17 protein-coding genes are annotated in these 14,638 nt (G+C 68.3%); 4 read left to right on the top strand and 13 right to left on the bottom strand.

Annotated features, from left to right (window positions below):
* Positions 1 to 22: 22 nt before the first annotated feature.
* Complete coding sequence (locus tag AC3WQY_RS16195; protein WP_492709622.1) at positions 23 to 598, top strand: cob(I)yrinic acid a,c-diamide adenosyltransferase; 576 nt, start codon at positions 23 to 25, stop codon at positions 596 to 598.
* Between the two features lie 4 nt (positions 599 to 602).
* On the opposite strand, the gene AC3WQY_RS16200 is transcribed toward AC3WQY_RS16195, so the two are convergent.
* Positions 603 to 1,580 carry a helix-turn-helix transcriptional regulator gene (locus tag AC3WQY_RS16200; RefSeq protein WP_285234515.1) on the bottom strand — a complete coding sequence of 326 codons (978 nt, stop codon included), beginning with the start codon at positions 1,578 to 1,580 and terminating at the stop codon, positions 603 to 605.
* Positions 1,581 to 1,699: 119 nt separating this feature from the next.
* Here AC3WQY_RS16200 and AC3WQY_RS16205 point away from each other — a divergent pair, with 119 nt between their 5' ends.
* Positions 1,700 to 2,746, top strand: coding sequence for a hypothetical protein (locus AC3WQY_RS16205; protein ID WP_492709623.1), 1,047 nt, complete (start codon positions 1,700 to 1,702; stop codon positions 2,744 to 2,746).
* Between the two features lie 28 nt (positions 2,747 to 2,774).
* Here the strand turns inward: AC3WQY_RS16205 and AC3WQY_RS16210 are convergent, their stop codons facing one another.
* The 6 genes from AC3WQY_RS16210 to AC3WQY_RS16235 form a co-directional block, all read right to left on the bottom strand.
* Positions 2,775 to 2,993: a hypothetical protein gene (locus AC3WQY_RS16210; RefSeq protein WP_285234513.1), complete on the bottom strand. Its 219-nt coding sequence runs from the start codon at positions 2,991 to 2,993 to the stop codon at positions 2,775 to 2,777.
* Between the two features lie 46 nt (positions 2,994 to 3,039).
* Complete coding sequence (locus tag AC3WQY_RS16215; protein WP_492709624.1) at positions 3,040 to 3,459, bottom strand: PIN domain-containing protein; 420 nt, start codon at positions 3,457 to 3,459, stop codon at positions 3,040 to 3,042.
* Positions 3,460 to 3,500: 41 nt separating this feature from the next.
* Entirely contained in the window at positions 3,501 to 3,818 is a 318-nt protein-coding gene (locus tag AC3WQY_RS16220; RefSeq protein ID WP_492709625.1) for an AbrB/MazE/SpoVT family DNA-binding domain-containing protein, read from the bottom strand.
* Positions 3,819 to 3,995: 177 nt separating this feature from the next.
* On the bottom strand, positions 3,996 to 4,514 hold the full coding sequence (locus AC3WQY_RS16225) for a GNAT family N-acetyltransferase (protein ID WP_285234510.1): 519 nt from the start codon (positions 4,512 to 4,514) through the stop codon (positions 3,996 to 3,998).
* Between the two features lie 95 nt (positions 4,515 to 4,609).
* Positions 4,610 to 5,278 carry a 3'-5' exonuclease gene (locus AC3WQY_RS16230; RefSeq protein WP_285234509.1) on the bottom strand — a complete coding sequence of 223 codons (669 nt, stop codon included), beginning with the start codon at positions 5,276 to 5,278 and terminating at the stop codon, positions 4,610 to 4,612.
* Between the two features lie 6 nt (positions 5,279 to 5,284).
* The gene (locus tag AC3WQY_RS16235) at positions 5,285 to 5,602 is read right to left on the bottom strand and encodes a nucleotide pyrophosphohydrolase (protein WP_285234508.1); all 318 of its coding nucleotides are present in this window, start codon (positions 5,600 to 5,602) and stop codon (positions 5,285 to 5,287) included.
* Between the two features lie 425 nt (positions 5,603 to 6,027).
* Here AC3WQY_RS16235 and AC3WQY_RS16240 point away from each other — a divergent pair, with 425 nt between their 5' ends.
* Complete coding sequence (locus AC3WQY_RS16240; protein ID WP_285234507.1) at positions 6,028 to 7,362, top strand: dicarboxylate/amino acid:cation symporter; 1,335 nt, start codon at positions 6,028 to 6,030, stop codon at positions 7,360 to 7,362.
* Positions 7,363 to 7,381: 19 nt separating this feature from the next.
* Here AC3WQY_RS16240 and queE read toward each other — a convergent pair whose 3' ends face one another.
* The 6 genes from queE to AC3WQY_RS16270 all read right to left on the bottom strand — a co-directional run bounded on the left by queE (position 7,382) and on the right by AC3WQY_RS16270 (position 14,167).
* Positions 7,382 to 8,017 carry a 7-carboxy-7-deazaguanine synthase gene (gene queE / locus AC3WQY_RS16245; RefSeq protein ID WP_285234506.1) on the bottom strand — a complete coding sequence of 212 codons (636 nt, stop codon included), beginning with the start codon at positions 8,015 to 8,017 and terminating at the stop codon, positions 7,382 to 7,384.
* Positions 8,014 to 9,123, bottom strand: coding sequence for a 6-carboxytetrahydropterin synthase (locus tag AC3WQY_RS16250; RefSeq protein WP_285234505.1), 1,110 nt, complete (start codon positions 9,121 to 9,123; stop codon positions 8,014 to 8,016). Before AC3WQY_RS16250 ends, queE begins: the two co-directional genes overlap by 4 nt.
* A 258-nt stretch (positions 9,124 to 9,381) precedes the next feature.
* The gene (locus AC3WQY_RS16255) at positions 9,382 to 10,077 is read right to left on the bottom strand and encodes a class I SAM-dependent methyltransferase (protein ID WP_285234504.1); all 696 of its coding nucleotides are present in this window, start codon (positions 10,075 to 10,077) and stop codon (positions 9,382 to 9,384) included.
* Positions 10,078 to 10,158: 81 nt separating this feature from the next.
* Complete coding sequence (locus tag AC3WQY_RS16260) at positions 10,159 to 12,423, bottom strand: xanthine dehydrogenase family protein molybdopterin-binding subunit (RefSeq protein ID WP_285234503.1); 2,265 nt, start codon at positions 12,421 to 12,423, stop codon at positions 10,159 to 10,161.
* Entirely contained in the window at positions 12,420 to 12,884 is a 465-nt protein-coding gene (locus tag AC3WQY_RS16265) for a (2Fe-2S)-binding protein (RefSeq protein ID WP_285234502.1), read from the bottom strand. Before AC3WQY_RS16265 ends, AC3WQY_RS16260 begins: the two co-directional genes overlap by 4 nt.
* A gap of 20 nt (positions 12,885 to 12,904) precedes the next feature.
* Positions 12,905 to 14,167 (bottom strand): NADH:flavin oxidoreductase/NADH oxidase family protein, encoded by a 1,263-nt coding sequence (locus AC3WQY_RS16270; protein ID WP_285234501.1) that lies wholly within the window; start codon positions 14,165 to 14,167, stop codon positions 12,905 to 12,907.
* A gap of 50 nt (positions 14,168 to 14,217) precedes the next feature.
* Between AC3WQY_RS16270 and AC3WQY_RS16275 the strand changes: the two genes are divergently transcribed.
* Complete coding sequence (locus AC3WQY_RS16275; protein ID WP_285234500.1) at positions 14,218 to 14,634, top strand: MerR family transcriptional regulator; 417 nt, start codon at positions 14,218 to 14,220, stop codon at positions 14,632 to 14,634.
* The last annotated feature ends 4 nt before the right edge of the window (positions 14,635 to 14,638 follow it).

Genomic DNA, 14,638 nt, shown 5'->3' on the forward strand with positions numbered 1-14,638 from the left:
GCCGCTGAGCATCAGAACAAAGATGGCAAACCGACTTTCCCAGATAGCCACCCGCACGGGTGACGACGGCACCACCGGCCTCGGCGATGGCAGCCGCGTGCCCAAGAACCACCTGCGCGTGCAGGCCATGGGCGATGTGGACGAGCTCAACTCCCAGCTCGGCGTGCTGCTGGCCGAGCCCCTGCCTGAGGATGTGCGCGAGCTGCTCATCACCATCCAGCACGAGCTCTTCAACCTCGGCGGCGAACTCTGCATGCCCGGCTATGCGCTGCTGAAGATGGATGCGGTGCTGCGCCTGGACCAGGCCCTGGCCGACCACAACGCCAACCTGCCGCGACTGAAGGAATTCATCCTGCCGGCCGGCACGCGCAGCGCCGCCATCGCCCATGTGTGCCGCACGGTGGCGCGACGCGCCGAGCGCGCCGTGGTCACGCTGTCCGGGGCCGAGCCCATCAACGAGGCGCCGCGCCAGTACCTGAACCGGCTCTCCGACCTGCTCTTCGTGCTGGCCCGCGTGCTCAACCGCGCCAACCTCGACGGCCTGGGCGGCGACGACGTCTACTGGCACAGCGAGCGCCTGAAGCAGCAGGGCGACTGAGCGTTCAGTCCAGCGCCGCTGCGGCCTCCCTGAGCCGCCTGGCATAGGCCTGGCGCAGCGCCGCCGGCGCCTCCACCTGCACCTGGCCGGCATGGCGCAGCAGGTCCATCAGCAGCTCGGTGGCGTCCACATAGGGCAGCTCCAGACGCCAGCGGCCATCGTCCAGCCAGGCGCTGCGCTGGCTGGGATGCCATTCCTCGCGCGCCACCCATTGCGCCGCCTCGGCGCTGAACACCAGCGTGGCCTGTTGCGTCCTGCCTCCGGCAAAGATGCCATAGCCCTGGTCCAGCTCGGCCTCCAGCTGCTTGCTGCTCACCGCCTTGGACTTTTCTTCCAGGACCTGCGCCTGCTCAATAGCATCGAGCGCGAAGCGCCGGAAGCCCTCGCTCTGGTGGCACCAGGCATCCAGGTACCAGGTATTGCGGTAATGCACCAGGCGCTGCGGCGAGACCACGCGCTCGCTGACGCTGGCGCCGCCGCCCGAGCGCTTGCGATAGCGCAGGCGCAGGCGCTGGCGCTTCACCACCGCGCTGCCCACCGTCTCGAAATGCTCGGAGGGCACGCGCCGCCTTGCGGTGACGATGAGCTTGACGCGCTTGGTGAGTTCGCGCGCCTCGGCCTCGTCGCTGCCCAGCATGCCGCTGAGCTTGTCGAACATGGGCTGCAGATGGCGCGTCAGCAGGCCCTCCTCGTCCAGGCTGGACATCAGCTGGTGCATGGTCAGCAGGGCATGCAGCTCCTTCTCGCTGAACCACACGCCGGGCAGCTCATGCTTGGTGCCGCGCCATTGCTGGCCGAAGCGGTAGCCGTTGGCCATGGCGTCGTACTCGATCGGTGCATCCATGCGCTCGCGCAGGTACTGCAGGTCGCGCTTGAGCGTGGCAGGCGAGACCTCCAGCGCCTCCAGCAGCGCGGCGAAGCTGACGCATTCGCGCGCGCGAATCAGCATCTCGATCTTGTAGAAGCGCTCGGTCCGGTCCATGCCCTCTCCCGTATTTACCCGTGGTTTGAGCTAGCTCACGCCATGAGCTAGCCAGCGACCACACTGTGCCATATGGTTCCTGACAAGCGTGTGGCAGGTGCCTTAACCGGAGAGAGACCATGGCACAGATCGCAGCAGCACCCCGCGTCACCCAAGAGCGCATCCCGGCGCAGATCGAACTGGGCATCACGCCCGATGAGGTCCGGATGCCGGATCTGGCGCCTCTGCCCGCCGGCAAGCGCGTCGGCTTCGAACTGGGCTGGGACTATGCCCACCACGGCGTCACCCCGCCGGTGGAACATCTGTTCAGCAACTCGCCGCTGCGCCAGGGCTGGCAGGCCGGCCAGGCCACCTTCGGCCGCCGCACCCTGAAGGCACGCTCGCACACCCTGCTGTGGCTGCAGCTGCGCACCCATGCCTGGACGCGCGGCCGCCATTTCGAGACCCTGCTGCTGACGCCCAACTACCTGCAGCAGCTCGACACCGACTGGTGCCCCATCACCCGCCATGCGCTGGACCTGCGCTCGGTCGACCGCGTGCGCGACGACGCCGGCTATGCCGCCGGCAACCTCGCGGTGATGAGCCCCGCCGCCAACCGGGCCAAGGCCAGCCATGGCTGGGCCGAGGCCAGCGAGATCGCGCGCAGCCTGGCCATGGGCCCCTTCACGGAGATCGCGGGCCTGGGCAGCCAGGCATGGCAGCGCATCGCCGTGCTGTGCAGCTTCGTCACCGAACTGCCGCACGAGCAGGCGGCGCTGATCCCGCTGCATGTGCTGCCACCGAACCGCCTGCGCCTGTTCAACCCCATCCAGGCCTTGCAGGCCCTGGTGACGCGCCAGCTCGCCACGCCCGGCTGGAGCCAGCGTCTGGCGCGCATCGAAGCCCTGCTGCCCACCGACGCCCTGCGCGCCGACTTCAACCGCTTCGTGCTGGCCCTGGTGCCACGCGTGCTGCAGCGTCAGGGTCTGGTCAAGCCGCAGGAGATCCGCTGGGCCCTGGAAGATGCCTGGGCCGACGCGCTGGTGCAAAAGCGCTGGGCCAGGTTTGCCCTGCACATGACGGCGGCCCAGGCCGAGGCGGTGCTGCACAAGGCGGTGGCCAAGAAGCTCTGCCCCATGCGCGTGCAGCAGCATGCGCATGCCACCGAGGGCTGGGCCCTGCCCTGAAAGCGTGTTTACTCTGACGCCCGCCAGCTCAGGCCGGCAGGCCCTGGTGCAGGCGCTCCAGCGTGCCCGCCTGGTCCTGCAGGGCCACGAAATAGCCCTGCTCGGCGAACCATTGAGCCCAGTTCATGGCCAGCTGCTTCTGCGGTAACCAGGGCCCGGTGCGATCCATCTGCACGCGGTTCTGGCGGCGTTCGTAGAACACCACCCTCCACATGTTCTTCGAGATCTTGTTGTCGAAACTGCTCATAGCCGCCGCAATGTAACAAGCGCCCGCAACGGGCTCTGCGAACAAGTCAACAAAAGTCCGCCAGCAGCGCGTCAGAGGTACGCAGTTCGCACACGGCGCGCGCCATCGCGCTGCGGCTGCGCTTCAGCCAGGCTTGCAGGGCGGGATCGTCGCTCACCAGCAGGCCGGCCTGGCCGGCAACGGCCAGCTCCAGCGCCGACCAGGCCGGCGCGCCCAGCGCGGCGGGCGCGGGCTTGGATGCCGGCCGCAGCACCTCGGCATAGGGCAGGAAATCGGCCAGCAGCTCCTGCTGCTGCGCCGCGTTCAAGCCGAAGCCCGAATAGGCCAGGCCATGCATCAGGTGTTGCGCCATCGCCGGGCTGACCAGGGGCTGGATGCGGCCCGCCTGCCAGGCCTGCCGCAGCGCCGTGGCACGGCCGTCGCCGCGCAGCAGGCTGGCTAGCAGCACGCGCGCATCGATGGCCACGCGCAATGCCTGCGCGGCCGTTTTTTTCTTTCCCCGGCCGCTCATTTGCGGCCGACGCGGCGCGAGCTGCCACTCAATGGTTTTGCAGCCGCTTTTTTGGCCGCAAGCGGTTTTTTCCTGGCGGGTGTTTTTCTGGGCGCCGCCGGTTTTTCCTGACCCAGCGCCCTCTCAATGGTTTTGTCGCTCAGATCGAGCTCGGCCAGCTTGGCTCTGAGGGCATCGCCACGCTGGATGCGCACCGGCGTCAGCACGATTTGCCCAGCCTTGGTTTGCACGTCGAAGTACTGCACCGGACCCAGTGGTTCTGTCACGCTTTTCGGCAGGGTCAATTGATTCTTGGAGGTGATCTTCGCGAGCAATTGTAGGAGAGTCAGAAAGTAAGGAGGCATTACTTTAGCGCTTTCCGACAGTCGCTCGGCGCTCAGGCAAGACCTGACCCCATGCGTTCGGATTGAGACGCGCAATTAAATAGTCATGCCACGGGCGCAAAAAAGCCCGGTCATGCCGGGCTCTCTTGGTTTGCGCCGTCTGGCCGCTCAGACCAGCGAGCGCTGCAGGCGCAGCTCCTCGAGGCGCACATTGCCCACCTCGGTGGTCTTGGTGGTGTTGAGCTCGCGCTTGAAGCCGGCCAGCTCGAAGAAGCGCAGTGCGCGCTCGTTGCGCAGATAGGTCCACAGCGTGACCTTGGTGCAGCCCTCTTCCTGCAGGCCGTCGCGCGCGGCGTCCCACAGCGCCAGGCCCACGCCCTTGTCCCAATGCTGGGGAGCGGCATACATGGCCCAGATCTCGCCGGTGCTGGAGGGCGTGCCCTTGTCGCGCGAACGGTCGAAGCCCACAAAGCCCATCATCTCGTTGTCGATGTGGGCGACCATCACCTGGGGTTCGCAGAGGTCGATCGCCTCGCGCCAGAAGGCCTGGCGCTTTTGCACCGAGAAGCTGTCCAGCGTGGCTTCGGGCAGCAGACCCTTGTAGGCGTCCTGCACGGCTGCAACGTGGATTTCGGCAATGGCTTTGGCGTCGCGCAGGCTTGCGGGACGTACCTGAATACTCGGCATACGAAGAACCAGTGGGTCGAAAATGAAAACGAAGGGCGGAATTTTCCCAGCGAAAAGCGTTCTTGCGGCCGCTTGACAGCGCGATATTTTCGACTTCAGTTTGCGTGCAGCAGCGCCTGGCCATGGGGCCGGCGGGTCTTGGCATAGTCCTGCACACAGCGCTTCAGCGCCGTCCTGGCGCTCCGCTGCAGGCGCGCGAGCAGGCCATGCTCCACCGCCATATTGCCCAGCTCGGCGGCATAACGCTGGGCCAGATCGTCCTGCATGCGCAGCAGCAGATGGGCGGTGGTCTGCGCATCCGCCAGCGCGCGGTGGGCGCGGCCGGTGTCGGGCAGGGCGTGGTAGCGCGCCAGCGTGCCGAGCTTGCAGTTCGGTGCCTCCGGATAGAGCCGCCTGGCCAGCAGCACGGTGCAGGCGAACTCATGCGCCGGGTCGGGCTCACAGCCGGCGCGCTCGAGCTCGAAGTGCCAGAAGCCGCGATCGAAGGACGCGTTGTGCGCCACCAGCGGGCAGCCGCGCGTGAAGCGGGCCAGCTCGCGCATCACCGCCTCGGCCGGCGGCGCCTTGGCCAGCATGGCGTTGCTGATGCCGGTCAGCTGCTCGATGAAGGGCGGCACCCAGACCCCGGTCTGCATCAGGCTCTGGAACTGGTCCACCACCCGGCCTTCGCGCACCAGCACTGCGGCAATCTCGGTGGCACGGCCGCCGCTCTGCGGTGACATGCCGGTGGTCTCGAAGTCGATGACGGCAATGGTCTCGGACATGGCTGTTCAGCCCTTGGCGGGGTACTTGAGCGCGTTCTTGGCCAGCTTGGCTTCCACCGCCGCGGCCACGTCCACGCCGCTGTGATCGGCGATCTGCAGCAGGTAGAGCAGCACATCGGCGATCTCCTCGCCCAGGTGCTGGTGCTTGGCGGGATCCTGCGCGATCGCCTGCGATTCCTCGGGCGTCAGCCACTGGAAGATTTCCACCAGCTCGGCGGCCTCGACCACCATGGCCATGGCCAGGTTCTTGGGCGTCTGGTAGGGCTCCCACTGGCGTTCGGCGGCAAAGGCGCGCAGTCGGGATTGGAGCTCGGCAATGTTCATGGGCCGCGAGTGTGCATGGGCCGGCGGCCCGCGCCAAGCGCGGCGTGCGCCGGGGCTGCAGCAGGACAACAGCACAGAAAAAGGGCGCCCACTGTTTTCAACAGAATTGTTTTAGATATCTGAATTGGTAGCCGTAGTAGAGGCGGCCCATTTCTGTGGATAAGCGTTCTTTTGCCAGCTGCGACAAGGGCTTGGCGAATTCACAAGCATGTGTGCGGAGCCCTCTTTTGCGGGCGTATGGATCTACAACAACTTGGCCGCAGGGCGCCGGCCTGTGGGTAACAGCCCAACTGCGCAAGACTTGTCCACAGACTTGTGACTAGACAAGCCCGCCGCCTTCGTGCTGGGGCACAAATCTGCAATTCCACGTACAGACTTCGGGCCTGTTGCGATGCAACATGGGCGCAATTCGCCCAGGAGCCGCCATGAAGCCCAAACAAGCCCTCTACAAATCGCTCTATGCCCAGGTGATCTTCGCCATCCTGGTGGGGGTTGCGCTGGGGCATTTCTATCCCGAGAGCGGCGCGGCCATGAAGCCGCTGGGCGATGGCTTCATCAAGCTCATCAAGATGATGATCGCGCCCATCATCTTCTGCACCGTGGTGGTGGGCATCGCCGGCATGGAAGACATGAAGAAGGTGGGCAAGACCGGCGGCCTGGCCCTGCTGTACTTCGAGATCGTCTCCAGCCTGGCGCTGGTGATCGGCCTGGTGGTGGTGAACCTGGTGCACCCCGGCAGCGGCATGAATGTGGACCCGGCCGCGCTCGACACCAAGGGCATCGCCGCCTATACCGGCCCCGGCAAGATGCAGAGCACCACCGAGTTTCTGCTCGCCATCATTCCCAGCACCGTGGTCGATGCCTTTGCCAAGGGCGAGATGCTGCAGGTGCTGCTGATCGCCACCCTGTTCGGCTTCGCCCTGCACCGCTTTGGCGGCCGCGGCACCCTGGTGTTCGACCTGATCGAGAAGGGCTCGCATGTGCTCTTCGTGATCATCGGCTACATCATGAAGCTGGCCCCGATCGGCGCCTTTGGCGCGATGGCGTTCACCATCGGCAAGTACGGCCTGGGCTCGCTGGTGCAGCTGGGTCAGCTGATGGCCAGCTTCTACCTGACCTGCCTGCTCTTCATCTTCGTGGTGCTGGGCAGCATCGCCCGCGCGCATGGCTTCTCGATCTGGAAGTTCATCAAGTACATCAAGGAAGAGCTGCTGATCGTGCTGGGCACCTCGTCCTCCGAATCGGTGCTGCCGCGCATGATGGCCAAGATGGAAAACCTCGGCGCGCGCAAGTCCACCGTGGGCCTGGTGATCCCCACCGGTTATTCCTTCAACCTCGACGGCACCTCGATCTACCTGACCATGGCCGCCGTGTTCATCGCCCAGGCCACCAACACGCCCATGACCCTGACCCAGCAGCTCACCCTGCTGGCGGTGCTGCTGCTCACCTCCAAGGGCGCGGCGGGCGTGACGGGCAGCGGCTTCATCGTGCTGGCGGCCACGCTCTCGGCGGTGGGCGGTGTGCCGGTGGCGGGCCTGGCCCTGATCCTGGGCATCGACCGCTTCATGAGCGAGGCGCGCGCCCTCACCAACCTGATCGGCAACGGCGTGGCGACCCTGGTGGTGGCCAAGTGGACCGGCGATCTGGATACCGAGCGCCTGCAGCGCCAGCTCAACAACGAGACCCCGCTGGAGGCCGATGCGCCCGAGCAGGTGCTGGACGCGGTGGACCAGCACATGCCCACCGGCAAGCCGGCCTGAACCTGAGCCGGAGCGCCGGCTACTCGATGCCGATGACCTTGTGCATCTGCACCGAGAGCCGCCATTGCGGATGGGCCATGCAATAGGCCACCGCCTCGCGGGTGTGCTGCTTCTGCAGCAGCGAGTCCATCGGCTGCAGGAAGAAATGCTGGAACTGCAGGCCCGCGAAGCGCTCCGGCCGCGCCAGTGGCTGCGGGAACACCAGCTTGAGCTCGTCGCCCCGGGTCAGCACGATCTCGGCGTCGGCCTTGGGGCTGACGCAGATCCAGTCCAGCCCAGGCGGTGCCGGCTGCGTGCCATTCGTCTCCACCGCGATCTCGAAGCCGCGCGCATGCAGCGCAGCGATCAGCGCCTCGTCCACCTGCAGCAGCGGTTCGCCGCCGGTGCACACCACATAGGGCTTGCCGGCCTGGCCCTGCGGCCAGCGCGAGGCGATCGCCTCGGCCAGCGCCTCGGCGCTGGCGAACTTGCCGCCGCCCTGGCCATCGGTGCCGACGAAATCGGTATCGCAGAAATTGCAGACCGCGTCGGCGCGGTCCTGCTCGCGCCCGCTCCAGAGGTTGCAGCCGGCAAAGCGGCAGAACACCGAGGCCCGGCCGGCCTGCGCGCCCTCGCCCTGCAAGGTATAGAAAATCTCTTTGACGGCGTAAGTCATACGGGTATCAGCTCATCCGCCGCCGAGGCGCTCACGATCGCGCCCGAGCCGCGGGTTTCGTACATGTCCACCCGGTCCAGCTGGGGCAGCACGGCGCGGCCCTTGGCCAGCACCCAGGCCGAGAGGCTGGCGGTGTCGCCATCGGGCAGGTCGGCGATCTCGTAGAGCGGCCGGTGGTCGATGGCCTTGAAGATCGGGTCGAACAGCATCTTCACATCGCCGAAGTCCACCGTCCAGCCCATCACCGCGTCGAGCTCGGCGCTGAGGTGCAGGCGCAGCGTGTAGGTGTGGCCATGGATGGCGCGCAGCGGGCTCTCGGCCGGCGCGCGCTTGAGCTGGATGGCACTGTCCAGCGTCAGCTCCTTCCAGATGCGGTACTGGCGGCCGTCGAAGTTGGCGCCGCAGGAGCCGGTCTCGTACACCGTCACCCAGCTGAGCTCGGGCAGCAGCGGCTTGATGCGCGCCCACAGCCAGGCCGAGATCACCTCGCTGGTGGGATTGGCCAGGCCCTCCAGCTCGTTGAGGCATTGGTAGTTGAGCTGGGCATGCAGGGGCGCCCAGATCTCGTCGAGGTGGTCGTAGTCCACGCTCAGGTCGCGCTCGCCCAGGTCCTGGTTGGCATGGAGGATGACCTCGAAGCCATGGCCATGCATGCGGCCGCATTTATGCCCCAGCGGCACATTCGGCAGCTTGTGCGCGGCCTGGAAGCGGTAGCGCCGCCAGACATGGGCCTGGCCGTCCACATCCAGATCCACGCCCGAATGCTGGGTGCTCTGGATGCCGATCTGCTGGATGCCCGGCACCTCGTACTCCGCCTCAAGGCGCTGGCGGATCCAGCGCGCGATGTTCTCGTCGGTGGGCTCGGCGATATGGCGGTTCAGCAGCGCATGGTCCAGCGGGGCGACGCAGGCCAGCAGACGCCGGCGCAGCTCTTCCACCTCGGCGCCAGGGAAGGGCGCGAATGTGCCGGCGGGCAGCAGCGCACGCACGCTGGCGAAATAGCTGTGGCCATGCAGGCCATGGCTGCGGTGACCGATCGGCAACGCGCCGATCTGGCAGGCCGACTCGAAGCCGGCCGATGCCACATGGAGGGTGGAGGTGTTCATGGAACCAGGGAGCTGTGTGGGCGTATTTTCGCACCGCACTCTCTATCAATTGAATTTGAAGGTTCTCAAGGTGGTAGTCGTAATAGAGCCGGCGTGCATTTGTGGACAAGCGGCTTTTGTGCAGGCCCGACAAGCGCTTAGGCGCCGCCAAACCATGTGGGCCGGTGCGCACATTGTGCTGGCCCGGGCGATAACAACTTCGCCGCGCGGCCGGCGCCTGTGGATAAGCCCCCAGTTGTTCAAGACTTGTGCACAGACTTATCCCTGCTCGCGGCGGTAGCGCAGCAGGCGCCCGCGGTAGGCCTGGGCCGGCGGCAGATCGCGGTGCAGCAGCGTCTCTTCCAGGCGGTAGCCCAGCGCCGCCATGCGCTTGCTGAAGGCCGAGCGGTTGCCGCGTTCGGGGTCCACGATCAGCACCTCGCTGACCGGCGCGGCATGGCGCTCGATGAAGAGGGGCAGGGCGCCGCCCTCGTCGCGCTCGTACAGCACGTCGCTGCCCATGATGAGGTCGAAGCGGCCCTGTACCCCGGGCGTGAGCTGGGCGCCCTGGCGCTCGGCCGGGGCGGCCGACCAGTCGCCATGGCAGTAGCGCATCGGCGCCAGCTGGTTGAGCAGGAGGTTCTCGAGCAGGAAGGCGCCTGCCAAAGGGTGGCAGTCGCTGGCGGTCACCAGCGCGCCGCGGCGGTGGCTCACCAGGCTGGCCAGGGCCAGGCCGCAGCCGATCTCCAGAATGCTTTCGCCCGCGATGAGGGGGCGGTCCGCCATCGCCTGGGCCAGCCTCAGGCCCGAGGGCCATAGCAGGCCGAACAGCGGCCAATGGGCGCTGGAGATGCCCAGGGCCTCGGCCTGGCCCAGCGGGTCGGCGTATTGCTGCTTGTCGAGCAGGGAGCGGATGTCGAGCGCGGCCACCCCATCGAAGTGGACGCGCTCCTGTTTGACCTGGTAACCCGGCATGCCTGGCTCCAATGCGTGATGCGTGAATCGGCGCAATGCAGCACAGGGCTGTGGGGCAAGACGGCGGTTTGAGTGTAGTCCTCAGGTCTTCGGCCGCAGCGGCAGGCGCCGCAGCCTTTGCTGCGTGAGGGCAAACAAGGCATTCGCCAGCGCCGGCGCGATCGGCGGTGTGCCGGGTTCGCCCACGCCGCCGGGGGCGGCCGTACTGGCCACGAGATGGGTTTCCACCCTTGGCATTTGTGCCATGCGCACCACCTCGTAGCTGGGGAAGTTGCCCTGCTCCACCGCACCGTTCTTGATGCTGATCTCGCCATACAGCGCGGCGCTGAGGCCGTAGACGATGGCGCCCTCCATCTGCGCCCGCACGGTGTCGGGGTTGACGACGATGCCGCAGTCGAGCGCGCACACCACCCGGTGCACGCGGGGTTTGCCGCTTTCCAGCGAGACCTCGGCCACCTGCGCGCAGATCGAGCCAAAGGACTCGTGCAGGGCGATGCCGCGGGCATGGCCCGCTGGCAATGCCTGACCCCAGCCGGCCTTGGCAGCGGCCAGCTCCAGCACGGCGCGATGGCGCGGCTTGGCGGCCAGCAGGCCGCGGCGGTATGCGAACGGGTCCTGCCCAGCCGCGTGGGCCAGCTCGTCGATGAAGCTCTCGGTGAAGAAGGCGTTGTAGGAATGGCCCACGCTACGCCAGGAGCCCACCGGCACCGGCGTGGCCACGCGCAGCTGGCGCACGCTCAGGTGCGGCACCGCATAGGGCAGGTCGAAGGCGCCCTCGATCTGGTTCTTGTCGGGCGTGTCCATCGCCATGCTGGGCAGCAGGCGCTCCATGGTGGCCAGGCCCACCGAGGGCGCCGCCACCCGGTTCAGCCAGGCCAGCGGCCGGCCGCCCTCATCCAGCGCCGCCTCGAAGCTGGCCATCGCTGCGGGGCGGTACATATCGTGCTGCATGTCCTCCTCGCGCGACCACAGCAGCTGGATGGGCCGGCCGGGCAGGCGCATGGCGATCGCCACCGCCTCCTCCACCATGTCCAGCTCGAGCCGGCGGCCGAAGCCGCCGCCCAGCAGCGGCACATGCAGGTCCACCCGCTCGCCGTCCAGCCCGGCCACCTGGGCGGCACGCCAGCGCGCCAGCGAGGCCACCTGGGTGCCGCACCAGAGCGTCAGCCGGCCGTCCTTGAACTGCGCCGTGCAGTTGATGGGCTCCATCGCCGCATGGGCCAGGAAGGGCACCTCGTAGACGGCCTGCAGCTTGCGTCGCGCCTGCCCGAGCTGGCCCGCGGCGTCGCCCTGGTTGCGAAAGCCCGTGCCGCTCTGCCCGCCCTCCAGCGCGGCGCGGAGCTGCTGGCTGATCTGGGCCGAATCCAGCTGGCCATGCGGGCCGGGCTCGAAGTCCAGCGGCAGCGCGTCGAGCACGCGCTTGGCGCGCCAATAGCGGTCAGCCACCACCACGGCGGCGCGGCCGTTCGGCAACACAAAGGCATCCACCACGCCGCGGCCCTGCTTGGCGCTGGCGTCGTCCAGGCGCTTGATCGAGCCGCCGAAGGCCGGCGCGTGGCGGATCGCCGCGTACAGCAGGCCCTCGGGGCGCACATCGATGCCGAACTGCGCCTGGCCGTTCACCTTGGCGGGCAGGTCCAGGCGCGGCTGCGGCTTGCCGATCAGCTGGTAGCTGCCGGGGTCCTTGAAAACTACGTCGCTGCGCGGGTCGATGGCGGCCGTGGCCTCGGCCAGCTCGCCAAAACCGGCGCGGCGGCCGCTGGGCGGATGACTCACCACGCCCTGCTTCACCACGCATTCGCCGGCCTGTACCTGCCAGCGCCGCGCGGCCGCCTCCACCAGCATGGCGCGCGCGCTGGCACCGGCCAGGCGCATCGGCTCCCAGGCATCGCGGATGCTGGACGAGCCGCCGGTGACCTGCAGGCCCAGGGTGTAGCCCAGGCGCTGCAGGCTGCCGCGCGCGACGCGGGCCAGCAGGCCGTCGTCATCGGATTCAAACGGCGCCACATTCAACAGCAGGGCCGCGTTGGCATAGATCTGCGCCGCCGGCGCCTGCTCGGTGCCGACCATGGACCAGTCGGCGTCCAGCTCCTCGGCCACCAGCATGGCCAGCGCGCTGTGAACGCCCTGGCCCATCTCGGCGCGCGGCGTGGCCACGATCACCCGGCCCTCGCGCGTGATCTTGACCCAGCCGTTCAGGGCCAGCTGGCCAGCGGCGGGCGCGAACACCTGCTTGTCGCCCAGGCGCGTGCGCGCCGAGGGCGGGGTGCTGATGCCCACGCCCAGCAGCAGGCCGCCGCCGGCCAGGCCGCCGGCGATCAGGAAGCCGCGTCGCTTGATCGTCATGCCGGCACTCCCTGCAGCGCCGCGGCCGCGCTGTGCACGGCCGCGACAATGCGTTGGTAGGTGCCGCAGCGGCAGATATTGGTGATGGCGGCGGCGATGTCCGCATCGTTGGGCCGGGGCTGGCTGCGCAGCAGGCCGGCCGCGGCCATGATCATGCCGCTCTGGCAGTAGCCGCATTGCGGCACCTGGTGCTGCAGCCAGGCGGCCTGCAGGGCGGCCACGATGCGGTCGGGCTCGGCCTCGATGGTGCGCACCGTCTTGCCCTCCAGCGCCTGTATGGGCATCACGCAGGAACGCGTGGCCACGCCGTCGATCTCCACCGTGCAGGCGCCGCAGCTGGCGATGCCGCAGCCGAACTTGGTGCCGGTGAGGCCCAGCTCATCGCGCAGCACCCACAGCAGCGGCGTCTCGGGTTCGATATCCAGCTGGCGTTGCCGGCCGTTGATCACAAGTGTCGTCATGGCGGTTCTTTCCGGCGGGGTCAGGTCTTGAGGGCGGCCAGCTCGGCGCTCGCGGCGCGCCAGGCACGATAACGCCTGGTGAGCCTTTTCTTCAGCAGTTGATCCAGCAGCAGGGCCAGCGCCGGCGAGGCATGCGGGCGGGGCTCGCGGCCCGCGCCCATGCGCTGCAGCTGGCGTCGCACCAGGGCCATGGTGGCCATGGCGGCCAGCACCTTGTCCTTCCAGGCCACGCGCGGCCGCGGCGCGGCGGCCTCGCCACCCTGCCGCCAGGCCAGCGGCAGATCCGGCGCCAGCGCCAGCGCCGTGCCCAGGCCCACCAGGGCCACGCCGCTGGCCAGCACCTCGGCCGCCACGGCCGGGCGGCCGATGCCGCCGGTGGTCATCAGCGGCATGCGGGCCACATCCGCCAGTTCGCGCGCGAAGGCCAGGAAATAGGCCTCGCGTGCCAGCGTGCGGCCATCGGCGGTGCGGCCCTGCATGGCCGGGCTTTCGTAGCTGCCGCCCGAGAGCTCCAGCACATCGACGCTCAGCTCGTTGAGCATCAGCACCACCGCGCGCGCATCGGCCTCGCTGAAGCCGCCGCGCTGGAAATCGGCCGAGTTCAGCTTCACCGCCACCGCAAAGTCCGGGCTCACCGCGGCGCGCACCGCCTGCACCACCTCGACCAGCAGGCGCGCGCGCTGCGCGATCGCGCCGCCCCAGCCATCGCGCCGCTGGTTGGCGAGCGGCGAGAGGAATTGCGAGAGCAGATAGCCATGCGCGGCATGGATCTGCACGCCGTCGAAGCCGGCCCGCTCGGCCAGCGCGGCGCTGTCGGCAAAGCGTGCGATGACTTCGGCGATCTGGGCCTCGCTCATGGCCTCGGGCGGGGCGAACAGGCTGGAATGCTTGCCCAGCTCCAGCGCCACCGCCGAGGGCGCCCAGCTGCTGCCGCCCATGGCCGCGAACACCTGCCGGCCGGGGTGGTTGATCTGCATCCAGATGCGCGCGCCGCCCGCATGCGCGGCCTCGGCCCAGCGCTGGAAGGGGGCCAGCGGCGTGCCGCGTTCCAGCGCGATGCCGCCCGGGCCCGTCATCGCGCGGCCGTCCACCATCACATTGCCGGTGATCATCAGGCCCACGCCGCCGCGCGCCCAGCGCGCGTAGAGCCGCTCGATGGCCGTGCCGGGCAGTTGGCCGGCCTCGGCCATGCCCTCCTCCATCGCGGCCTTGGCCAGGCGGTTGGGCAGGGTCTGGCCGTTGGGCAGGCGCAGGGGCTCGAAAAGGGCTTGATGGCTGTTCATGGCGCGCATGCTAAGCTTCAAGTCAACTTTAAAGTCAAGAGCCTGTGGACATGAAGATCGGCGAACTGGCACAACGCAGCGGCATGGCCAGTTCGGCGATCCGCTTCTACGAATCCAGCGGCCTGCTGCCCGCCGCCAGGCGCGGCGGCAATGGCTACCGCATCTACGACGAGGACACGCTGCAGCGCCTGCTACTGATACAGACGGCCCAGCGCCTGGGCTTCACGCTGGACGTGCTGCGCAAGCTGCTGGCGCCGGGTGAGGAGCTGCCGCACGAGCTGGTGCTGCAGAGCATGCGCGAGCGCCTCGCCGAGATCGACGCCATGCAGCGCAGCCTGGCGGCCCAGCGCGCCGAGATGGAGGCCTTGATGCAGCAGATGCAGGCCGAATGGGCCGAGGGCCGCTGCCTGGAGCTGGCGCAGACGTCACGCGCCGCCAGGCGCAAGCCGGCGGCGGGTCGGAATTAAGGGC

It is taken from the genome of Roseateles sp. FW301-B2 (assembly GCF_058788955.1).

What these genes read in the sequence shown, in the direction of transcription:
- AC3WQY_RS16195 (WP_492709622.1), top strand. Translation starts at nt 23, where the DNA reads ATGGCAAACCGACTTTCCCAGATAGCCACCCGCACGGGTGACGACGGC.
- AC3WQY_RS16200 (WP_285234515.1), bottom strand. Translation starts at nt 1,580, where the DNA reads ATGGACCGGACCGAGCGCTTCTACAAGATCGAGATGCTGATTCGCGCG.
- AC3WQY_RS16205 (WP_492709623.1), top strand. Translation starts at nt 1,700, where the DNA reads ATGGCACAGATCGCAGCAGCACCCCGCGTCACCCAAGAGCGCATCCCG.
- AC3WQY_RS16210 (WP_285234513.1), bottom strand. Translation starts at nt 2,993, where the DNA reads ATGAGCAGTTTCGACAACAAGATCTCGAAGAACATGTGGAGGGTGGTG.
- AC3WQY_RS16225 (WP_285234510.1), bottom strand. Translation starts at nt 4,514, where the DNA reads ATGCCGAGTATTCAGGTACGTCCCGCAAGCCTGCGCGACGCCAAAGCC.
- AC3WQY_RS16230 (WP_285234509.1), bottom strand. Translation starts at nt 5,278, where the DNA reads ATGTCCGAGACCATTGCCGTCATCGACTTCGAGACCACCGGCATGTCA.
- AC3WQY_RS16235 (WP_285234508.1), bottom strand. Translation starts at nt 5,602, where the DNA reads ATGAACATTGCCGAGCTCCAATCCCGACTGCGCGCCTTTGCCGCCGAA.
- AC3WQY_RS16240 (WP_285234507.1), top strand. Translation starts at nt 6,028, where the DNA reads ATGAAGCCCAAACAAGCCCTCTACAAATCGCTCTATGCCCAGGTGATC.
- queE (WP_285234506.1), bottom strand. Translation starts at nt 8,017, where the DNA reads ATGACTTACGCCGTCAAAGAGATTTTCTATACCTTGCAGGGCGAGGGC.
- AC3WQY_RS16250 (WP_285234505.1), bottom strand. Translation starts at nt 9,123, where the DNA reads ATGAACACCTCCACCCTCCATGTGGCATCGGCCGGCTTCGAGTCGGCC.
- AC3WQY_RS16255 (WP_285234504.1), bottom strand. Translation starts at nt 10,077, where the DNA reads ATGCCGGGTTACCAGGTCAAACAGGAGCGCGTCCACTTCGATGGGGTG.
- AC3WQY_RS16260 (WP_285234503.1), bottom strand. Translation starts at nt 12,423, where the DNA reads ATGACGATCAAGCGACGCGGCTTCCTGATCGCCGGCGGCCTGGCCGGC.
- AC3WQY_RS16265 (WP_285234502.1), bottom strand. Translation starts at nt 12,884, where the DNA reads ATGACGACACTTGTGATCAACGGCCGGCAACGCCAGCTGGATATCGAA.
- AC3WQY_RS16270 (WP_285234501.1), bottom strand. Translation starts at nt 14,167, where the DNA reads ATGAACAGCCATCAAGCCCTTTTCGAGCCCCTGCGCCTGCCCAACGGC.
- AC3WQY_RS16275 (WP_285234500.1), top strand. Translation starts at nt 14,218, where the DNA reads ATGAAGATCGGCGAACTGGCACAACGCAGCGGCATGGCCAGTTCGGCG.